The sequence below is a fragment of the Plantactinospora soyae genome (assembly GCF_014874095.1).
Classification (GTDB): domain Bacteria; phylum Actinomycetota; class Actinomycetes; order Mycobacteriales; family Micromonosporaceae; genus Plantactinospora; species Plantactinospora soyae.
In genome coordinates this window covers 7,782,565-7,801,151 of the sequence record NZ_JADBEB010000001.1, presented here as the reverse complement: position 1 = coordinate 7,801,151, position 18,587 = coordinate 7,782,565, and the positions used below count along the sequence as shown (strand labels likewise).

Annotated in this window: 15 protein-coding genes; 10 read left to right on the top strand and 5 right to left on the bottom strand. The window is 70.8% G+C overall.

Annotation, left to right across the window (positions count from 1 at the left end; genetic code table 11):
• Positions 1-5 precede the first annotated feature (5 nt).
• The 3 genes from H4W31_RS34280 to H4W31_RS34270 are packed head-to-tail and all read left to right on the top strand — an operon-like array spanning position 6 to position 5,156.
• On the top strand, positions 6-1,214 hold the full coding sequence (locus tag H4W31_RS34280; protein ID WP_192770397.1) for a glycosyltransferase: 1,209 nt from the start codon (positions 6-8) through the stop codon (positions 1,212-1,214).
• 4 nt (positions 1,215-1,218) lie between these two features.
• Positions 1,219-2,421 (top strand): glycosyltransferase family 4 protein, encoded by a 1,203-nt coding sequence (locus H4W31_RS34275; RefSeq protein ID WP_192770396.1) that lies wholly within the window; start codon positions 1,219-1,221, stop codon positions 2,419-2,421.
• On the top strand, positions 2,421-5,156 hold the full coding sequence (locus H4W31_RS34270; protein WP_192770395.1) for an O-antigen ligase family protein: 2,736 nt from the start codon (positions 2,421-2,423) through the stop codon (positions 5,154-5,156). The genes H4W31_RS34275 and H4W31_RS34270 overlap by 1 nt, the downstream gene beginning before the upstream one ends.
• On the opposite strand, the gene H4W31_RS34265 is transcribed toward H4W31_RS34270, so the two are convergent.
• The 3 genes from H4W31_RS34265 to H4W31_RS34255 form a co-directional block, all read right to left on the bottom strand.
• The gene (locus tag H4W31_RS34265) at positions 5,129-6,658 is read right to left on the bottom strand and encodes a ribosomal eL19 family protein (RefSeq protein ID WP_192770394.1); all 1,530 of its coding nucleotides are present in this window, start codon (positions 6,656-6,658) and stop codon (positions 5,129-5,131) included. The genes H4W31_RS34270 and H4W31_RS34265 overlap by 28 nt on opposite strands.
• Positions 6,659-6,804: 146 nt before the next feature.
• On the bottom strand, positions 6,805-7,104 hold the full coding sequence (locus H4W31_RS34260; RefSeq protein ID WP_192770393.1) for a hypothetical protein: 300 nt from the start codon (positions 7,102-7,104) through the stop codon (positions 6,805-6,807).
• Between the two features lie 30 nt (positions 7,105-7,134).
• Positions 7,135-7,545: a four-helix bundle copper-binding protein gene (locus H4W31_RS34255; protein ID WP_192770392.1), complete on the bottom strand. Its 411-nt coding sequence runs from the start codon at positions 7,543-7,545 to the stop codon at positions 7,135-7,137.
• Positions 7,546-7,853: 308 nt separating this feature from the next.
• Between H4W31_RS34255 and H4W31_RS34250 the strand changes: the two genes are divergently transcribed.
• From H4W31_RS34250 to mmsB, 5 genes are all read left to right on the top strand, one after another.
• Complete coding sequence (locus H4W31_RS34250; RefSeq protein WP_318783563.1) at positions 7,854-8,399, top strand: DUF523 domain-containing protein; 546 nt, start codon at positions 7,854-7,856, stop codon at positions 8,397-8,399.
• 262 nt (positions 8,400-8,661) lie between these two features.
• The gene (gene araA, locus H4W31_RS34245) at positions 8,662-10,179 is read left to right on the top strand and encodes an L-arabinose isomerase (protein ID WP_192772617.1); all 1,518 of its coding nucleotides are present in this window, start codon (positions 8,662-8,664) and stop codon (positions 10,177-10,179) included.
• 192 nt (positions 10,180-10,371) lie between these two features.
• A complete protein-coding gene (gene chvE / locus H4W31_RS34240; protein WP_192770391.1) occupies positions 10,372-11,496 on the top strand; it encodes a multiple monosaccharide ABC transporter substrate-binding protein in 1,125 nt (374 codons plus the stop codon).
• 93 nt (positions 11,497-11,589) lie between these two features.
• The gene (gene mmsA / locus H4W31_RS34235; RefSeq protein ID WP_192770390.1) at positions 11,590-13,179 is read left to right on the top strand and encodes a multiple monosaccharide ABC transporter ATP-binding protein; all 1,590 of its coding nucleotides are present in this window, start codon (positions 11,590-11,592) and stop codon (positions 13,177-13,179) included.
• Positions 13,180-13,185: 6 nt separating this feature from the next.
• Entirely contained in the window at positions 13,186-14,448 is a 1,263-nt protein-coding gene (gene mmsB / locus H4W31_RS34230; RefSeq protein WP_192770389.1) for a multiple monosaccharide ABC transporter permease, read from the top strand.
• Positions 14,449-14,576: 128 nt separating this feature from the next.
• On the opposite strand, the gene H4W31_RS34225 is transcribed toward mmsB, so the two are convergent.
• Positions 14,577-14,765, bottom strand: coding sequence for a DUF397 domain-containing protein (locus tag H4W31_RS34225; RefSeq protein WP_192770388.1), 189 nt, complete (start codon positions 14,763-14,765; stop codon positions 14,577-14,579).
• A gap of 494 nt (positions 14,766-15,259) precedes the next feature.
• Here H4W31_RS34225 and H4W31_RS34220 point away from each other — a divergent pair, with 494 nt between their 5' ends.
• A complete protein-coding gene (locus H4W31_RS34220; protein WP_225945825.1) occupies positions 15,260-15,766 on the top strand; it encodes a hypothetical protein in 507 nt (168 codons plus the stop codon).
• 70 nt (positions 15,767-15,836) lie between these two features.
• Positions 15,837-17,669: a glycoside hydrolase family 15 protein gene (locus tag H4W31_RS34215; protein ID WP_192770387.1), complete on the top strand. Its 1,833-nt coding sequence runs from the start codon at positions 15,837-15,839 to the stop codon at positions 17,667-17,669.
• A 48-nt stretch (positions 17,670-17,717) separates the two neighbouring features.
• On the opposite strand, the gene H4W31_RS44545 is transcribed toward H4W31_RS34215, so the two are convergent.
• A complete protein-coding gene (locus tag H4W31_RS44545) occupies positions 17,718-18,536 on the bottom strand; it encodes an aminoglycoside adenylyltransferase domain-containing protein (protein WP_192770386.1) in 819 nt (272 codons plus the stop codon).
• Between the last annotated feature and the right edge of the window lie 51 nt (positions 18,537-18,587).

Sequence of the window (18,587 nt, the reverse complement as noted above, 5' to 3'; positions counted from 1 at the left end):
GCCCGATGACGGAGGGTCGGCCTGGTCTACGGGTCGCGTACATCCTGCTCCGCCCGCCGAGCTACAGCGAGACGTTCATCTCCGCGGAGATCCGCGCGGTCCGGTCCGCCGGCGCCACCGTCGAGGTCTTCGTCGCCCGCCCCGGCGGCCGGCGCGCCGAACTCGCCCGGGTCGTCCGTACGGTGTTCCGTCATCCCGTCCGGCTGTTCGCCCAGGTACGTACGCTCGGCGCCACCGACCTGCGCCGGGCGGTGCTGGCCGGCAGCCACGCGATCGCGCTCGCCGAGCAGGTCGGGTCCTTCGCGCCGGACGTCGTCCACGCGCACTTCGTCAACCTGCCGACCTCGGTGGCGGCACTCGTCGCGAAGGAGGTCGGCAGGCCCGCGACCGCCATCGCACACGCCGCCGACTTCCTGCTGGACCGGAACCCGGTCGGGCTGGCCCGGCGACTCGGGCTGCTCCGGCACCTCTTCGTCATCTCGGCCGCGACCGTCCGCCAGCTCGAGGCGCGAGGCGTGGCGATGGCGACGATCCCGCACAGCATCGTCCGGGCCGCGTACGACGGCGAACTGCCCGACCCGGCGCCGCGTGCTCCGGACGGCACGGTACGGCTGGTCACCGTCGCCCGCCTGGTCGAGAAGAAGGGCGTCGGCACCGGCGTCGACGCGGTGGCCCGGCTGGTGGCCGCCGGCCTCGACGTCCAGTACGACGTCTACGGTGACGGGCCGCTGCGGTCCAGCCTGGAACGCCGGGCCGAGGAGAACGGTGTCTCCGCCGCCGTGACGTTCCACGGCGCGGTGCCGCACGCGGTGGCGACCGAGGCACTGGCCGGCGCGGACGTCGCGGTGCTGCCCTGTACGCGCGGCGCCGACGGGGATCTCGACGGCATTCCGGTCTTCCTGATGGAGGCGGCCAGCCGGCAGGTTCCGGTGGTGACCACCGCCGTCTCCGGCATCCCCGAACTCGTCGACGACGACGGTGGCTGGCTGGTCGCGCCCGACGATCCGGCCGCGCTCGCCGACGCGGTGGCGCGGGTGGTGCGGGACCGGGCGGAGGCGCGGCGCCGCGCGGGTACGCTCGCCACCCGCCTGCGTACGGAGTTCCGCCCCGAGCGGCAGGCGGAGCGGCTGCTCGACACCTGGCACCGACTCGCCGACCCGGCCGGGGATCGCCGGCGGGCGGCCGACGCCAGCGCCACCGAGGCGAGGCGCTAGACCGATGGGGCTGACAGTCGTCTCGACGTTCTTTCCGCTGCCCCCGGACCGGGGCGATCCGGTCCGGGTACTCATGATGCTCCGGGCGATCTCGCGGATCCGGCCGTTCACCCTGGCGGTGGTACGCCGACCCGACACCACCGACGACCAGGTGGCCCGGTTGCGGGCGATGCTGCCCGAGGTGGAGGTCCGGGACTATCCGGCGACGCCGTACCGGCTGGACCGGCTGGGGCCGCTCGGTCGCTACCCGGAGGCGATGGCCGACGGACTGCCACCGTGGGTACGGAGCCGCTACAGCCAGCCGCTGCACGACGACCTGCGGTCCCGCGACGGTGCGGGGATCGCCATCGGCGAGGCGGCGGCGGTGTACTTCCGGGGCACCCGGCTGCGCTGGCACTGGGACAAGGCCAACGTGCTCGCCGGCAGCACCCGGGGGGACATCGCGGAGGCGGAGGATCTCGCACACCAGCTCCGGGCGCGGTACCTGGCCGGGATCTCGACCCGGTTCGAGTCCCGGGCGCTGTCGCGGTGCGCGACGGTCTCGGTGACCAGCGCACAGGAGTCGGCCCGGCTCGCCGAGCACCACGGCCGGACGGCGGACTTCACGCTGCCGAGCTGCGTACCGGTGCCGGTCGGGCACGTTCCGCGACCGCAGGAGCGCCACCTGGTCTGGCTCAGCAGCTTCGCGTACCGCTCCAACCTGTCCGGGCTTCGGCACTTCCTCGACCGGGGTTGGCCGGCGCTGCGCCGGGCCGGCTTCCGGCTGACCCTGGTCGGATCGGGCCTCACCGACCGGGTACAGGCGAGTCTCGCCCCGGTCGACGGTCTCGACGTGCGCGGTTACCTGGAGGATCTCCGGCCGGTGCTCGCGGAGGCCCGGGCCGCGGTGGTTCCGGTCTGGAGCGGTGCCGGCGTCAAACTGAAGACCCTGACGCTGCTGGCGCACTCCGTCCCGGTCTTCACCACCCCGGTCGGTGCCGAGGGTGTTCCGGAGACGGCGGCCGTCCGGTTGGCCGACACCCCGGAGGCACTGGCGGCGGAGATCCTGCGGGCGTCGGCGGCCGAACTGGACACGATGGCCGCCGCCGGCTCTGTGCTGATCGGTGACCAGTTCTCCGAGGACCGGTTCGCCGAGCGTCTGATCGGCGCGCTCGCCGTACACGGCTATCTCGACGTCAGCGGTACGGCATCACGCGGGGGACAGTGATGTCGACGAGGAAACTGGTCTCCGCCTCCTTCGCGAACCTGCTGATCCCGATCAGCGGGCTCCTCGTCGGCCCGCTGCTCTCCCGGGAACTGGGACCCACCGGTCGTGGCCTCTATGCCGCGCTCACCCTGCCGATCGTCGTCTGCGGCTGGATCGGCACGTACGGGTTACAGGACGCGCTCAGCTACCACCTGCGCACCGGCCGGCTGTCGACCAGGGCCGCCGCCAAGGTGAGCCTGATCGCCTCGGTACCCCTCGGACTGCTCGGGATCGGGCTGCTCGCCGTGCTCGGGCTCTTCGTCTTTCCCGGTGGCGACGACGGGCACTACGGCCAGTTCCTCCTGCTGTCCCTGCTCGCGCCGCTGCACATCCTCGCCAACCTGCTCATCGGCGCGTTGACCGGTGCCTCCGACATTCGCGGCGTCAACCTGGTGAAGGTCGTACCCGCGCTGCTCCGGACGGCGCTGGTCGTCTTCGCCTGCCTGACGCTGGACCTGAGCGCGTACTGGGCCGGTCTGCTCTTCGTCGCCTCGGTGAGCGGCGGACTCGTTCTCGGACTGGTCCGGCTGCACTTCTCGACCGAGCGGGTCGAGTCGGCCGGGGAGGAGACCGGGGACCCACCCGAGCCACCGGATCCGGGCATACCCACCCGCTCACTGCTGGCGTACTCGCTGACCTGTCTGCCCGGTGTGCTGGCGGCGATCTCCACCGCCCGGCTCGACCAGATCATCGGGTTGCCGGTGATCGGGGCGCGGGAACTCGGCTTCTACGCGGTGGCGGTGAGTGTCGCGGAGATTCCGATGGTGATCGCGACGGCGGCCCGTACGGTACTGATGGGCCGGCCGAGCAGTGGCGACCGGCGTCGGGCCAGTACGGTCGCCCGGCTCGCCGTGCTGGGGTCGATCGTCGCGAGCGGAGTCCTGGCGGCGATCGCGGGCATCGCCGTGCCGTGGGTCTTCGGTGCCGCGTTCGCCCCGGCCGTCCTGCCCACGGTCATCCTCTGCGCGGCGACGACCCTCTACACCAGCATGGTGATCTTCAGCGCGGTTCTGTTGGCGAACGGCAGGGCGGCCTGGTCCTCCGGTGCGCTGGTCGCCGGTTCCGTTCTCGGCATCGTGTTCCTGTTCCTGCTCGCCCCGATGGGCGCGGTCGGGGCCGCGATCGCCAGCCTGGTCGGTTACGGAGTGTCGGTCGTGGCCGCCGGCGCGATGGTGAGGAGAGTGCCGGAATTGCCTTCCCTGCGGGAACTGACGGTGCCGTACCGGGAGGACCTGCGCTCCCTCGGCGAGGTGGCGATCGGGTTCGTCGGCCGCTTCCGGAAGCGGGCCACGACGGAGCCCGGGCCTTCGGACCCGGCCGGGTCCGGCGGGGACGAAGCCCCACCTCGGCGGGCGCTCGGCACCCTGGTACGCCGGATCGACGTCGGGACCTTCGGGGTGGGCCTGTTGTTCGTGCTCGCCTGGCTCCGGTTGATGGTGCCGCTGCTGATCCAGCTCCTCGATACGGGACGCCCGGAGTTCAACTCGCGCGAGGATCTGGTCCCACCGGCGAGCGACCTGGTCGGCGACGCACTCAGCCTGGCGTTCATCCTGGTCGCGGCGGTCCTCGCGGCGCACGGCGGCTACCGGCGCCGACCGGGGCGGCTGTGGTCGCTGGCCGTCGTCCTCGCCCCCTTCCTCGCGATCGAGGCGTCCGGGCTCCTCAACCACCAGCGACCCGGACTGGTGTCGCTGGCACTTCCGCTCGCCGCGGTCGCCATCTGGTTGCAGCCGGTCCGGCGCGAGGTCCTGGGGGTGATCGGCGTTCTCGGCGCCGTCACCGCGACCGGGTCGATCCTGCTGGCGCTGGTCCGCCCCGACCTGGGCCTCATCTCCGGGGCGGCGGCCGGAGACAAGAGCGCGTTGCTCGGTGGCCTTCTCGCCGGCCCCTTCCTGCATTCCAACGTGCTCGGAATCGCACTGGCCCTGAGCATCCCGTTCGTGTTCTGCGTGGCGCGTCCGCCGCTGCGCTGGGGCGCGCTGGCCGTCATGCTCTTCGCGCTGTTCTGGACCGGGTCACGCAGCAGTCAGTTGGCGGTCGCCGCCGTGCTGGGCACGTACCTGCTGGTCCGGCTCTTCCCGACCCGGACCTGGCTGCTGTCGGGCGTGATGGCGAGCGGGGTCGCGGCGGTCGTGCTGGTGCCGCTGGTCACGACGGACCCCGAGGCGTTCACCCGGCGTGGCCGGATCTGGCGGACCCTGCTGGACCGGTGGGCCGAGCATCCGCTGCTGGGCCACGGTCCCCGGTACTTCCAGCGTGAACCGGACCTGACGGTGCAACTGGGTGGTGAGTTCACCCACGGGCACAACGTTCTGGTCCAGTTTCTCGTCGTCGGTGGGCTGCTCACCACAGTGCTGGTCGCGCTGCTCGTCCTGCTCACCTGGCGAAGGTCGGTCGCGCTGGCGGGGGCCGGCTTCCCGGCCGCGGCACTCTTCCTGGTCGCCTTCCTGTACGTCTCGTGGCTGGAGGCGTCGCACGTGCCGACCACGCTGGCCGGACACGCGACCTGGCTTCCGCTGATGGTGATCGCCCTGCTCGGCCTGCCGGCCGGCGACGCACCGCCCGCCTCGACCGGGCAGGATCGGGGCGGGCGGTCATGGGCCGGTGCCGGCTGGCGCAACGGTACGGCGGGTGCGCTGCAACAGCGGCTGGCGGGAAGGGGCTCGACTCAGAAGACGACCGTGTCGCGGATGTAGTTGGCGATCCGCCGCAACTGGTTCGCCCCGTCGGGCGGCGCCGTCATCCGGAACACGACCTGCCGGTCGACGACTCCCTCGCTGCCGCTACGCCAGTACGCGACGATGATCAGGACGTACCGTTCCTTGCCGTCGATGTTGAGCGAGCTGCGCTCGGCGTAGGCGGCGTACCGTCCGGTGCCCACCCACTGCAGGCCCCAGGCCTCCTCGGCGCGCCGCATCGAGGTCTGCTGGTCCTGGCCGCAGGGGGTCGGGCAGTTCCGGACGACCACCTCGCCACCGATCTCCGGGCTCTCTCCCGGCGAGACTCCGCAGTAGTGCTTGGCGAAGCCGTCCGCCTTGCCGCCCGGGATGCACTGCCAGTCCCGTGGCACCTTGACGGTGAAGCCCAGACCGTCCAGATCGGTCAGCGTCCGGACACCGTCCCCGGCCCCGAACTTGGGCCACTGCGCCGGCCAGGTGCCCTGCCTCGGCGGCTCCAGTCCCGGATTGAGGGCCGACGCGGTCGGCAGCGGCGCCGGAGGCTGGCTGGTCGCCGATGCGCTCGCCACCGGTGGGCTCGGATCGTTCCCGCCCGACTGGGTCAGCGCGAAGATTGTTCCGCCGACGCCGAGCACGAGTACGACGAGCGCGGCGATCCCGATCCACAGTCGACGTCGCGACGGCGCTGGCTCGGAGGGCACGATGTGCCGGACCGGTGAGTAGAGCGGGTCGTACGACGACTGGTCGTCCGGGATCCCACTGGTCACGCCCGGCCGGGGCATCTCCGGCAGCGGCTGCGGCGGCCCGGAGATCGAGTCCGGCGGTACGGAGATCTGGTGCGGCGGCACCGACACCTGGTAGGGCGGCCCGGAACTCTGGTGCGGCGGTACGGAGACCTGGTGCGGCGGCGCCGACGTCTGGTCCGGCGGTACGGAAACCTGGTAGGGCGGTCCGGAACTCTGGTGCGGCGGCACGGACACCTGGTGTGGCGGCACAGACACCTGGTGCGGGGGTGCTGACGTCGGCTCCCCGACGACCGGTTCACCGGTGACCGGCTGCGGTGGCCCGGCCTGCCACGGGCCGGGCGGCGTCAGACCCGGCGTCAGCCGCGTCGTCGGCGTCGCGAGTTCGTCGTCGTCCGCTCCGGGCGTGGCACCCACCACCGGGGTCTTGACGGTGGCCGACTCGATTCCGCCAAGCTCCGACTGGGTGGGTCGGCACTCCATCCCGAGCGCCGCGAACAGCCGTTCCGCCCCCGGACCGTCGCTGCTGGCGTACGCCACCCAGGGGGCGGTGGCCGCGAAGTCGGCGTGCGCGTAGCGGGGCCCGCCCGCTCCCGGCTGTGCCAACCCGTGTGCCGTGCCGGTGAAAGCGTCCCGCCAGCGCTGATCGCCCGCTACGGTGGCGTCGAGCACGGCCACCGTGTACGAGTTTCCCTGCCCGTCGATGGCTGACCAGACACTGCCCACCTGACACAGGCTGATCGCCTCGATGAACTGGTACGGACCCACTGGCTGCATCCCAACCCACTCCCGCTTTGTTCTGTGCGGATCCTAACGAGGCGGCACCAACGCACCGGAGGCCCCTCCGAAGGGCCCGTCCGGTGCTCAGGGCCGCCGCAGTAGTCCGGCGATAGTACATGTGCACTGACAGAGGGTGTTCAGGCTCACGTGGTCGCCGATGTCGACAGTGGGCGCCGCTTCGGGGTGGTGGGTTGGTGGCGCGGCGGAGTTCGCAGACGGGCCGGTTTCGCCGTCCGACCAGGGGCGTACCCGTCGACGGTCTCGATCTGCCCGGTGTCGCCCGGGTCGAACGGCTCGGCGCTCCGGTGCTCGGCGTACCGGGCGCACTGCGCGAACGTCGGGTCCGGGTCGGTACGGCCGGCCGGCAGGACTGGCCGGAACGGCAGTCGGATCCGGGGGACCGGCCCCGGAGCACCGTCGACCGGTGGACCGCGCCGCGCCACCTCGGCCGGGCAGGAGTGTCGTCGGAGCGGTCAGCCGCCGATGGTGGCCAGCAGCTCCCGGCAGGCGCGTTCGCAGACCCGGCAGGCCTCGGCGCAGATCCGACAGTGCTCGTGCATGCTGGCGTGCCGTTCGCACTCTTCGCCGCAGGACCGGCAGGCGGTGGCGCAGGCCTCCAGGAGGCTGCGGGTGAGGTTGGCGTCGTACCCGGTGTGTCGGGACAGGACCCGGGCGGTGGCGGTGCAGACGTCCGCGCAGTCGAGGTCGGTACGGATGCACTTGACCAGCTGGGCGACGTCCGCCTCGCTCAGGCAGGCGTCGGCGCACGAGGTACAGGCCTGGCCGCAGGAGAGCAGGGCGTCGATGGTCCTGGAGAGCATGTCCCGGTCGAGGTTGATCTCTCCCGGGTAAGTGGCCAGCATCGGCCGGGTCGTCGCCGTCATGCCGGGTCCCCTCGGATCGGTGGTCGTCCGTCTGGCCATACCCGCAATGGCCGCGCACATTCGTCGGAACCGGAGGAGGCGTACGCCGTCCGTCGCCGGTTTTCGTCCCCGACATCCGGACCGGGCGGATTCGCCGGGCGAGGTCCTCCCGGCCCGCCGGCCGGGTCGGCCCCGCTCCGCAGCCCTACGATGTGGGTTGCGCACATCGATGGACGAGCGGGCGGTTCCGGCCAGGTACCCGTGCTGTCCGATCGGTCGACTCGGCGGCGGTCGCCGCCACCGCCTGGCCGGCGAGAGGGGCGTTGGGCGTGGACGGCGCGGATGACTCCGACAACGAGGTGCCGGCAGCCGGCGGCGCCGGCCCGGCGGTGTTCCTGATGAGTGCCTGCCTCGCCGGCACCCGGTGCGCGTACGACGGTGGCGCCGCGAACCAGGAGGTCTCGGTCGGCGATACCGCCGCCGTGCGGCTGGTCTGTCCGGAGGTGATGGGCGGGCTCGGCACGCCCCGCGACCGCGCCGAGATCGTCGGCGGGAACGGCTTCGACGTGCTCGACGGTCGGGCGAGGGTGCTGACCCACAAGGGCGAGGACGTGACCGAGGCGTACCTGTCGGGCGCCCGGCGGGTACTGCGGATCGCCCAGGCGACCGGGGCGGCCGGAGCCGTGCTCCAGGACTACAGCCCCTCCTGCGGTTGCCGGCAGATCAGCGACGGGTCGTTCCGACGTAACCGGACGGCCGGGATGGGTGTCACGGCCGCGCTGCTGTCCCGTAACGGATTCGAGGTCGTCGCCCATCACGAGTACGACCCGTCGTCGTCCTTCCGGTCCGCGCCGGCCGAGCCCACAGATCGTTGACATCCCCGCACCCGTCGACCGGCACCGACGTACGGCGTCTGTCCTGCTCGGCGCCGGTTCGGTGGTGATTCGTCGGGCGCCATCCGGTTGCCGACGCGTCCCGGGCGACGGGAGCCGTGGATGTCTGCTCTGCCGTTATTGAAGCGTTACGGTGTACGGTTTGACTGCTCTGATGTTAGCGGTAACACTCGGCTCGCGAAGTTGATCGCGACCACATCCATCCGGGCAGGCGGTAGCCGTGCCCCCAGCAGGAGAGGTGGACATGCCGCCGGCCAAGCAACCGCAGATCTGGTTCCTCACCGGAAGCCAGCACCTGTACGGCCCGGAAACCCTCGACCAGGTCGCGAGCCAGTCGCAGCAGATCATGCGCACGCTCACCGGCTCCGGTCAGGTCGTCGCGGAGATCGTCTGGAAACCCGTACTCACCGAGGCGTCGGCGATCCGCGCAATCCTGCTGGAGGCCAACGCCGATCCGGCCTGCCTCGGTGTGATCGCCTGGATGCACACCTTCTCGCCGGCCAAGATGTGGATCAGCGGGCTGGACGCGCTCCGCAAGCCGCTGCTGCACCTGCACACCCAGCTCAACGAGGCGCTGCCCTGGGAGTCCATCGACATGGACTTCATGAACCTCAACCAGGCCGCGCACGGCGACCGGGAGTTCGGCTTCATCCAGACCCGGCTCGGGCTGGCCCGCAAGACCATTGCCGGGCACGCCTCCGACCCGAGCGTGGTGTCCCGGATCGACGACTGGGCCCGGGCCGCGCTCGGCTACGGCCACCTGCGCAATCTCCGGTTGGCCCGGTTCGGCGACAACATGCGGGACGTCGCCGTCACCGAAGGTGACAAGGTGGAGGCGGAACTTCGGTTCGGCGTCTCGGTGAACACCTACGGCGTCAACGACCTGGTCGACGTCGTGGACCAGGTCGCCGACGCGGAGATCGACCGGCTCGTCGCGGACTACGCCGACACCTACCGGCTCGCCCCCGAACTTGCCAAGGACGGCGACCGGCACGACTCGCTGCGGTACGCGGCCCGGATCGAGGCCGGCCTGCGGCAGTTCCTCACCGACGGCGGATTCGGGGCGTTCACCACCAACTTCCAGGACCTCGGCGGCCTTCGCCAACTGCCCGGCCTCGCCGTACAACGGTTGATGGCCGACGGCTACGGCTTCGGCGGCGAGGGCGACTGGAAGACCTCGACCCTGCTGGCCTCGGTCAAGGCGATGAGCGTCGGCACCGGCCGTGGCACCTCCTTCATGGAGGACTACACGTACCACTTCGGGCCCGGCGAGCCGAAGATCCTCGGCGCGCACATGCTGGAGGTCTGCCCCACCATCGCGGGCGGGCAACCCTCGTGCGAGATCCATCCGCTCGGCATCGGCGACCGGGAGGACCCGGTCCGGCTCGTCTTCGACGCCACCCCCGGTCCGGCGGTGGTGATCGGACTGGCCGATCTCGGCGAACGGTTCCGTCTCGTCGCCAACGAGATCGAGGTCGTGCCGCCGGACGAGCCGATGCCGAACCTGCCGGTCGCGCGCGCCGTATGGAAGCCGGCACCGTCGTTGACCACGTCGGCCGAGTCCTGGCTGACCGCCGGTGGCCCGCACCACACCGTGCTCACCCAGGCGGTCGGCTCGGCCACCCTGCGCGACTTCGCCGAGATGCTGCACACCGAGCTGGTGCTGATCGACGAGAACACCACGACGGCGGACTTCCGGGACCGGCTGCGCTGGAACCAGGCCTACCACCGGCTCGCCCAGGGACTGTCCGGCCGGAACTGACCCGACCGGCCCGGCCCGGGCATGCCGGATCCATCGATCCGTGGTGGAGTAACGGATGTCCGACGTACGCCACCGGCCGGTCCCGCGGATCGCGCAGCGCGACCCGCACCCGTACGAGACCCGCGGGTCGCGGCGCAAGCCCGTGTCCCGCAGCGGAGACCCGCACGCCGTACCAGGAATTTGGAGGAGCACATGAAATTCGCCCGGCTCGCGGCGGCGGCTGGCGCCATCACGCTCGCCGCCGCTCTCACCGCGTGTGGATCGAGCACGAAGACGGTGGACGAAGAGGGCGGCTCCGGCGACAGCGCCGGCGCGCTCGTCGGCGTCACCATGCCGACGAAGTCCTCCGAGCGGTGGATCCACGACGGCAACAACGTCAAGGCGGGACTGGAGAAGCTCGGCTACCAGGTCGACCTCCAGTACGCCGAGAACGACATCCCGTCCCAGGTGAACCAGATCGAGAACCAGATCACCAGGGGCGCCAAGGTGCTCATCATCGCCTCGATCGACGGCACCGCGATCACCACCCAGTTGCAGAACGCGGCGGACAACAAGATTCCGGTCATCGCGTACGACCGCCTGATCCGGAACAGCCCGAACGTCAACTACTACGCCACGTTCGACAACTTCAAGGTCGGCGTCCAGCAGGCGACCTCGCTGCTGGTCGGGCTGAAGTTGAAGAAGGACGACGGCACCGACGGCGAGGCCAAGGGCCCGTTCAACATCGAGCTGTTCGCCGGTTCGCCGGACGACAACAACGCCACCTTCTTCTTCAACGGGGCGATGTCGGTGCTCCAGCCGTACATCGACAAGGGCACGCTGGTGGTCAAGAGCGGGCAGAAGGACTTCAAGACCGTCGCGATCCTGCGCTGGGAGGCGGGTACCGCACAGCGCCGGATGGAGGACCTGCTGACCAAGACGTACGGCGGTGCGAAGGTCGACGGCGTGCTGTCGCCGTACGACGGACTGTCGATCGGCATCCTGTCGGCGCTGAAGAGCAACGGCTACGGCACCGGCGGTCAGCCTTACCCGGTGGTGACCGGTCAGGACGCCGAGGTCGCCTCGGTGAAGTCCATCATCGCGAACGAGCAGTACTCGACCATCTACAAGGACACCCGGGAACTCGCCGAGGTCGCGGTCAAGATGGCCGACGCGGTGCTCAAGGGCGGCAAGCCCGAGGTGAACAACGAGAAGGACTACGACAACGGCAACAAGGTCGTACCGTCCTTCCTGCTGCAGCCGGTGATCGTCAACAAGGCCAACTACAAGGCGACGTTGGTCGACACCGGTTACTACAAAGAGGACCAGCTCAAGTAGTCGCTCCTCCAGCGGCGGTCGCGCGGTTCCCGCGCGGCCGCCGCCGCACCACCGGCCACACCCACCTCGCACGACGGAGGCGTTCCGTTGGCAATGACCGACGACATTCTGCGGATGCGTGACATCACCAAGACCTTTCCCGGGGTACGGGCACTGCAGGAGGTCAGCCTCTCGGTGCGCCGGGGGGAGATCCACGCGATCTGCGGCGAGAACGGCGCGGGAAAGTCGACCCTGATGAAGGTGCTGTCCGGGGTCTACCCGCACGGCTCGTACTCGGGGGAGATCTCCTTCGACGGCGAGGCGTGCGAGTTCTCCGACATCCGGGACAGCGAGCGACGCGGCATCGTCATCATCCACCAGGAGCTGGCGCTCTGCCCGCAGCTGTCGATCGCCGAGAACATCTTCCTCGGCAACGAGCGGGCGGCCCGGGGTCTGATCGACTGGAACCGGACCAACCACGAGGCCGCCGAGCTGCTCGCCCGGGTCGGCCTGTCGGAGAACCCGGTGACCGCCGTGGTCGACATCGGGGTCGGCAAGCAGCAGCTCGTCGAGATCGCCAAGGCGTTGTCCAAGCGGGTCCGGCTGCTCATCCTCGACGAGCCCACCGCGGCGCTCAACGACCGGGACTCCGCGCACCTGCTCGACCTGCTCCGGGGCCTGCGAGACCAGGGCATCACCTGTGTGATCATCTCGCACAAGCTGAACGAGATCGCGGCGATCGCCGACCGGATCAGCATCCTGCGGGACGGCCAGATGATCGAGACGTTGGACATGCGGGCCGACGAGGTGACCGAGGACCGGATCATCTCCGGCATGGTCGGCCGGGACCTGGACCACCGTTTCCCGCCCCGGGAGCCACGGATCGGCACGGAGGTCCTGCGGATCGAGGACTGGACGGTGCACAGTCCGACCCAGCGCGGCCGGGTGGTGGTGGCGAACGCCAACCTCACGCTGCGGCGCGGCGAGATCGTCGGGCTCGCCGGGTTGATGGGCGCCGGTCGTACCGAGCTGGCGATGAGCGTCTTCGGCCGCTCGTACGGCACGAACATCACCGGGCGGCTGGTCAAGGACGGTACGGAGATCAGCGTACGGTCGGTGCGGGACGCGATCCGGCACGGCATCGCGTACGCCACCGAGGACCGTAAGCGGTACGGCCTCAACCTCATCGAGGACATCAAGCGCAACATCTCGGCGGCGGGCCTGGCCAAGCTGGCTCGGCGCGGCTGGGTCGACGACAACCAGGAGTACCGGGTCGCCAACGAGTTCCGCACCAGCATGAACATCAAGGCGCCCAGCGTGCTGAGTACGACCGGCAAGCTCAGCGGCGGCAACCAGCAGAAGGTCGTGCTGTCGAAGTGGATCTTCACGAACCCCGACGTGCTGATCCTGGACGAGCCGACCCGGGGTATCGACGTCGGCGCCAAGTACGAGATCTACTCGATCATCAACCGGCTCGCCGACGAGGGCAAGGCGGTCCTGGTCATCTCGTCGGAGCTGCCCGAGCTGCTGGGCCTGTGTGACCGCATCTACACCCTTTCCGCCGGTCGGGTCACCGCCGAGGTGGCGCGGGAGGACGCGACCCAGGAGGGTCTGATGCGGTACATGACCAAGGGGCAGACCGACACCACCAACGGTCGGAGTACGGGGACCGACCAGAGCGACACGACGAATGAACGGGAGTAGACCTCGATGAGCGCCACCGCACCCACCAACGCCGATCTCGCGGTGAGCGGGCCCGGTCTGGGCGATCCGTCGCCATCGGCCGGCGGACCCGGTCGCCGGCTGCCGGTGAACCTGCGGCAGAGCGGCATCTACATCGCCTTCGCGCTGATCGTTCTGCTGTTCTCGGTACTCACCGACGGTGCCCTGCTGCAACCGCAGAACATCTCAAACATCATCGTGCAGAACTCCTACATCCTGATCCTCGCGATCGGGATGATCCTGATCATCATTGCCGGCCACATCGACCTCTCCGCCGGCTCGGTGGTGGCGGTCACCGGAGCCGTGGCCGCGGTGCTGATGGTCGAACACGACGTACCGTGGCCGCTGGCCCTGCTGATCACCCTCGTGGTCGGCGGACTCATCGGCGCCTGGCAGGGCTTCTGGATCGCCTACTTCGGAATCCCCGCCTTCATCGTGACCCTGGCCGGCATGCTGCTGTTCCGGGCGCTCACCCTCACCGTCCTCGGTAACCAGGGCATCGGGCCGTTCCCGGACCCGGTCCGTACCCTGGCCAACGGCTTCACCGAGGGGTACCTCGGCAACATCGGGCTCGGGCCGCTGGGCGGGGCGGACCTGTTCAGCCTGCTGGTCGGGATCGCGGCGGTGGTCGGCTTCGCCGTGGTGCAGTGGCGCGGCCGGATGGCCCGGCTCGGCTATCACCAGACCGTCGAACCGCTGCCGCTGTTCGTGCTGAAGATCGTCGCAGCCGCCGTCGTGGTGATGACCGTGATCGTGCAGCTGGCCCGGTTCAAGAACCTGCCCTGGGTCCTGGTGGCGCTCGCGGCGCTGATCCTGGCGTACTCGCTGGTCACCAGCCGTGCCGTGTTCGGCCGGCAGATCTACGCCGTCGGCGGCAACCTGCAGGCCGCGACCCTGAGCGGGGTCAAGGTCAAGTCGGTGATCTTCTGGATCTTCGTCAACATGGGTGTGCTGGCCGCACTCGCCGGGGTCATCTTCGCCGGCCGGCTGAACCAGGCCGGACCGACCGCCGGCAACGCCTTCGAACTCGACGCCATCGCCGCCGCGTTCATCGGCGGGGCCGCCGTGCAGGGCGGCGTCGGCAAGGTGGTCGGTGCCATCACCGGCGGCCTGATCATGGGTGTGATCAACAACGGCATGTCGCTGATCGGGGCGCCCAGCGAGCAGGTGATGCTGGTCAAGGGTGCCGTACTGCTGGCGGCGGTGGCCTTCGACGTCTGGACCAAGCGGCGCGCGGGAGCGTCCCGGTAACTCGGTCGCCGGCCTGGTCTCGGGGCCACCTGGTCGCGGCCTCCGTGCCCGGGTGGATTCGAGGCCGGGCCGGTACGTCTCGTACCTGCACCGGTGGTGTCTCGGCGCCGTAGTGCCGGAGCGGGAAGTCAGCGGGCGGCGGCGTCGTGGACGAAGCTGCGCCACGCGTCGGGTGCGAAGGCCAGCACCGGTCCGGGGCGGTCCTTGCTGTCCCGGACCAGTACCCGGCCGGGCAGATTGTCGGCGACCTCGACGCAGTCGCCGCCGGACTGGTTGCTGCGGCGCGACGTGCGCCAGCGCGGGCTGTCGGTCGTCACAGGTCCTTCACCATCCTCGAAATCAGGTCGCGTGACTGATCGCACGGCAACGCTACCGCACTGATGGCGTGCCACATCCGATCGAGCGCGGTCACTCGGCCGGGTTCGGCGCGGAGCCGCTTGAGAATTAGTGGAAGAGTACTCACGTTTATCGTCTCCATATGTCCGGGCCTTTTACGGACTGTTGGACGTTCCTGCCGTTCTGCCTTCGGGTCATCCTCCGCCGTCCATGTCTCTCCGTCCAGATCGGAATGGAATCATTCGGCAATGGTTCTGGTCGACAAACGCACGGAAGGGCGGGCGCAGGCGCACCCGAATGGTTTCCGAAAATGCCGGATCGGCGAGCCGTACGGTTTCCGACCACCACGACGCATACCGTTGTGTACGCACGAACCAGGGGCTGCCAGTGCTCCGATGAGGCGCGTCCCCACACGAATCAGGAGGCAGGCCGATGGCCGATCCGGTACGCGATCCGGCGAACGGGCCGGGCCGGCGTGTCCTGGCGGTCGGTCGCGCCGGCTGAGATGGACTGGGCCGGTTGGGCACTCTTCGGCGTGGTCGCCACGGCCGCACTCACCGCTGCGATGATCACGGCACAACTCGCCGGGTTGACCCGCGTCGACCTGCCGCTGATCCTCGGCACCATGGTCACCGAGGACCCGGACCGGGCCCGGGTGGCCGGGTTCGGAATCCACCTCCTGGCCGGTCAGGGCTTCGCGCTCGGCTACGCCGCGATGTTCGCCCTGCTGGGTCGCGCCACCTGGTGGCTCGGGGCGCTGATCGGGGTACTGCACGTCGGCGTCGCGCTGACGGTGCTGCTGCCGCTGCTGCCGGGCGTACACCCACGGATGGCTTCGGCGCGGGCCGGCCCGTCCAGCACGGCGGTGCTGGAGCCACCGGGCCTGCTCGCCCTCAACTACGGCGTGCAGACGCCCGTGATCACGGGCGTCGTACACGTCTTCTACGGGGCCATCCTCGGCCTGCTCCTCCAGGCCCGGTGAGCCCGGTCGGCCCCGGCCGGGCGATCCGCCGGGCCATCGTCGCGCCCCGCAATGCGCGGCGGGAACCACGATGACCGACGATCCGGCCGTCGGCCCTGGCGCGGCGCCGCCACCGATCGCGGACTACGGGCTGCTGGGGGACACCCGCACCGCAGCCCTGGTCTCCAGCACCGGTGCGATCGACTGGATGTGCGCACCCCGCTTCGACGGCGCGCCCCTGTTCGGTCGGCTCGTCGGCGGTCCGGAGGCGGGCACGTACCGGATCGGACCGGCCCGGCCGGCCGAGGTCGTCGAGCGGCGGTACCGGCAGCACACGACCACGCTCCGGACTACCTGGGTGGTGGGCGATCGGCGGCTCACCCTCACCGAGGGGATGGTCGCCGAGGTCGCCGGGCGGCTGCTGCCGTCGACCCTGCTCGTCCGGCGCCTGTCGGCCGAAGGGGGACCGATCGAGGCCGTCGTCGACTTCGACCCCCGGCTCGGGACCAACCATCGGGCACCTCGGGTACGCCGTCGCCGGTCGCTGCTCGTCTGCGAGTGGGGAGCGCTCGCCGTGTCGCTGGCCTGCGCTCCCCACCTGAACGTCGAGCCGGGCCGGTCGACCGTGCTGACCGTTGCGCCGGAACGACCGCTCACCGTCGTGCTGACCGTGGCCCACCGTGAACCACTGATCGACGTCGAACCGGCCGTGGCCTGGGAACTCCTGCGGGCCGACGAGGCACACTGGCGGGCCTGGATCGCCGAGGTGGACCCGGAACTCCCCTTCCGGGAGGCGGTGACGCGGAGCCTGCTCACCCTGCGGCTGTTGACGTACTCGCCGTCCCACGCGCCGGTCGCGGCGCCCAGCACCTCGCTGCCGGAACAGCCCGGCGGCGTACGGAACTGGGACTACCGCTACGTCTGGCCCCGGGACGCCAGCATCGGGGTCGCCGCGTTCCTCGGCGTCGGCAAGCCCGACCAGGCACGCGGGTTCCTCGCCTGGCTGTTGCGGGCCAGCCGGTTGCAGCGACCCCGCCTGCCGGCGCTGTTCACCCTGGACGGTCTGCGCGTGCCGGCGGAACGGCAGCTCGACGGCTGGCCCGGCTACGCCGGCAGCACGCCGGTACGGATCGGCAACGGCGCGGCCGACCAGCACCAGCTCGACGGCTACGGCTGGGTCGTCGACGCCGTCTGGGTGTACGTCCAGGCCGGACACCACCTCGACTCCGAGACCTGGCGGGCGGTGCGCGGCTTCGCCGACGTGGTGACCCGCCGCTGGCGGGAACCCGACGCCGGCATCTGGGAGCTGCGCCAACCCAGCCACCAGGTGCACTCCAAACTGATGGGCTGGCTCGCCCTGGATCGGGCACTGCGGATAGCCGAGACGCATCCGCTTGCGGCCCGGCGGCGGCGACGCTGGCAGGACGCCCGGCAGGCGATCGCCTCCGAGGTCCGGACGAACGGCTTCGATCCCGAACGGTCGAGCTATGTTCGTGGCTACGGCTCGACGGAACTCGACGCGGCGCTGCTGGTGCTGCCGCTGCTCGGGATCGAGGACGCCGACTCGCCCCGGGTCGGTGGCACCATCGCGGCCATTCGCGCCGAACTCGGTGCGGGCGGTCCGCTGCTCTACCGCTATCCACCCGGACACGACGGCCTACCCGGCTCGGAGGCGGCCTTTCTGCCCTGCTCCTTTTGGCTCGCCCAGGCCCTCGCCGGCACCGGACGGCGGGCCGAGGCCATCGAGCTGTTCCGGCTGCTCCTCGACCGGGCGAGCCCGCTCGGCCTCTACGCCGAGGAGATGGACCCGGTCACCGGCGCCCACCTCGGCAACTATCCGCAGACCCTGACCCATGCGACGCTCGTCCAGGCCGCGCTCGCGATCCGGTCGGCCGGGTCGGCCCGGTCCGGCGAGGTCGGCTGAACCGTGGCCGACCCGGGGATACCGACCGGGTACTCCGCCGGGCGGCGGCTACCGGCCCCGGTGGCCGCCCGTGCTCCCGGCAGGCCGGTGCCGGTCGAGCGGCGGGTGCGTCGGGGCGAGTCGGCCGAGGAGGAAGGCGAGGAAGGCCCGTACCTCCTGGCGGTCGACGGTTCCGTCGACGGTCCGTCCCCGGTCGTAGCTGCGCAGCGCCGCGCCGATCAGCGGGCCGAACTCCGGTACCGTCCCGATCGCCCACTCCGCCGCCGACCGCTTCGGGTACCACTGCCGCTGCATGGCGAACCGCAGCGAGCGGCAACCGTTGAGCACCGCGTTGTCGACGAGATCGAGGTCCGCGTGCAGGCGCGCCTCGATCGACTCGACGACCACCGGCAGCAGCGCCGCGAACGGTGTCGGCGCGAGGAGCGTCCGGGGTGGTGGCCCGAGCAGCGCGACACCCTGCTGGCTGCTGATCGCCCGGTCGATCGGATACCAGAAGGTCGCCTCGTCGCCGGGGCCGTAGCTACGTTTGGCCGGCAGTTCCCGTCCGGTGTTCAGGTTGAGGGCGAAGCCGGCCCCGGTGCCGGCCAGGGCCAGCGTCGCCCGCTCGTACAGGACGAACTCCAGGCCGGTCGCGGGACAGGGGAGCGCGTCGTGGGAGAGCCGGGCGGCGACCGTCTCCAGCACGGCGGGCCGGGCCCGCTCGACCACGGCGATCAGGTCGATGTCGCTGCGTCCCGGCGTGTAGCCGTCGAGCGCGAGGGAGCCGGTCGGATAGACGCCGAGCAGGTCGTCCCCGAGTACGGCGGCCAGCCGGTCCAGCACCGCCCCGAGGTAGCCGGTCTCGCTGGGCGGAAGCGTCGACGTCACCGCGATATTTTGCTACGCCCGGGCCGGGATGGCGCCCGCCCACGCCGACCG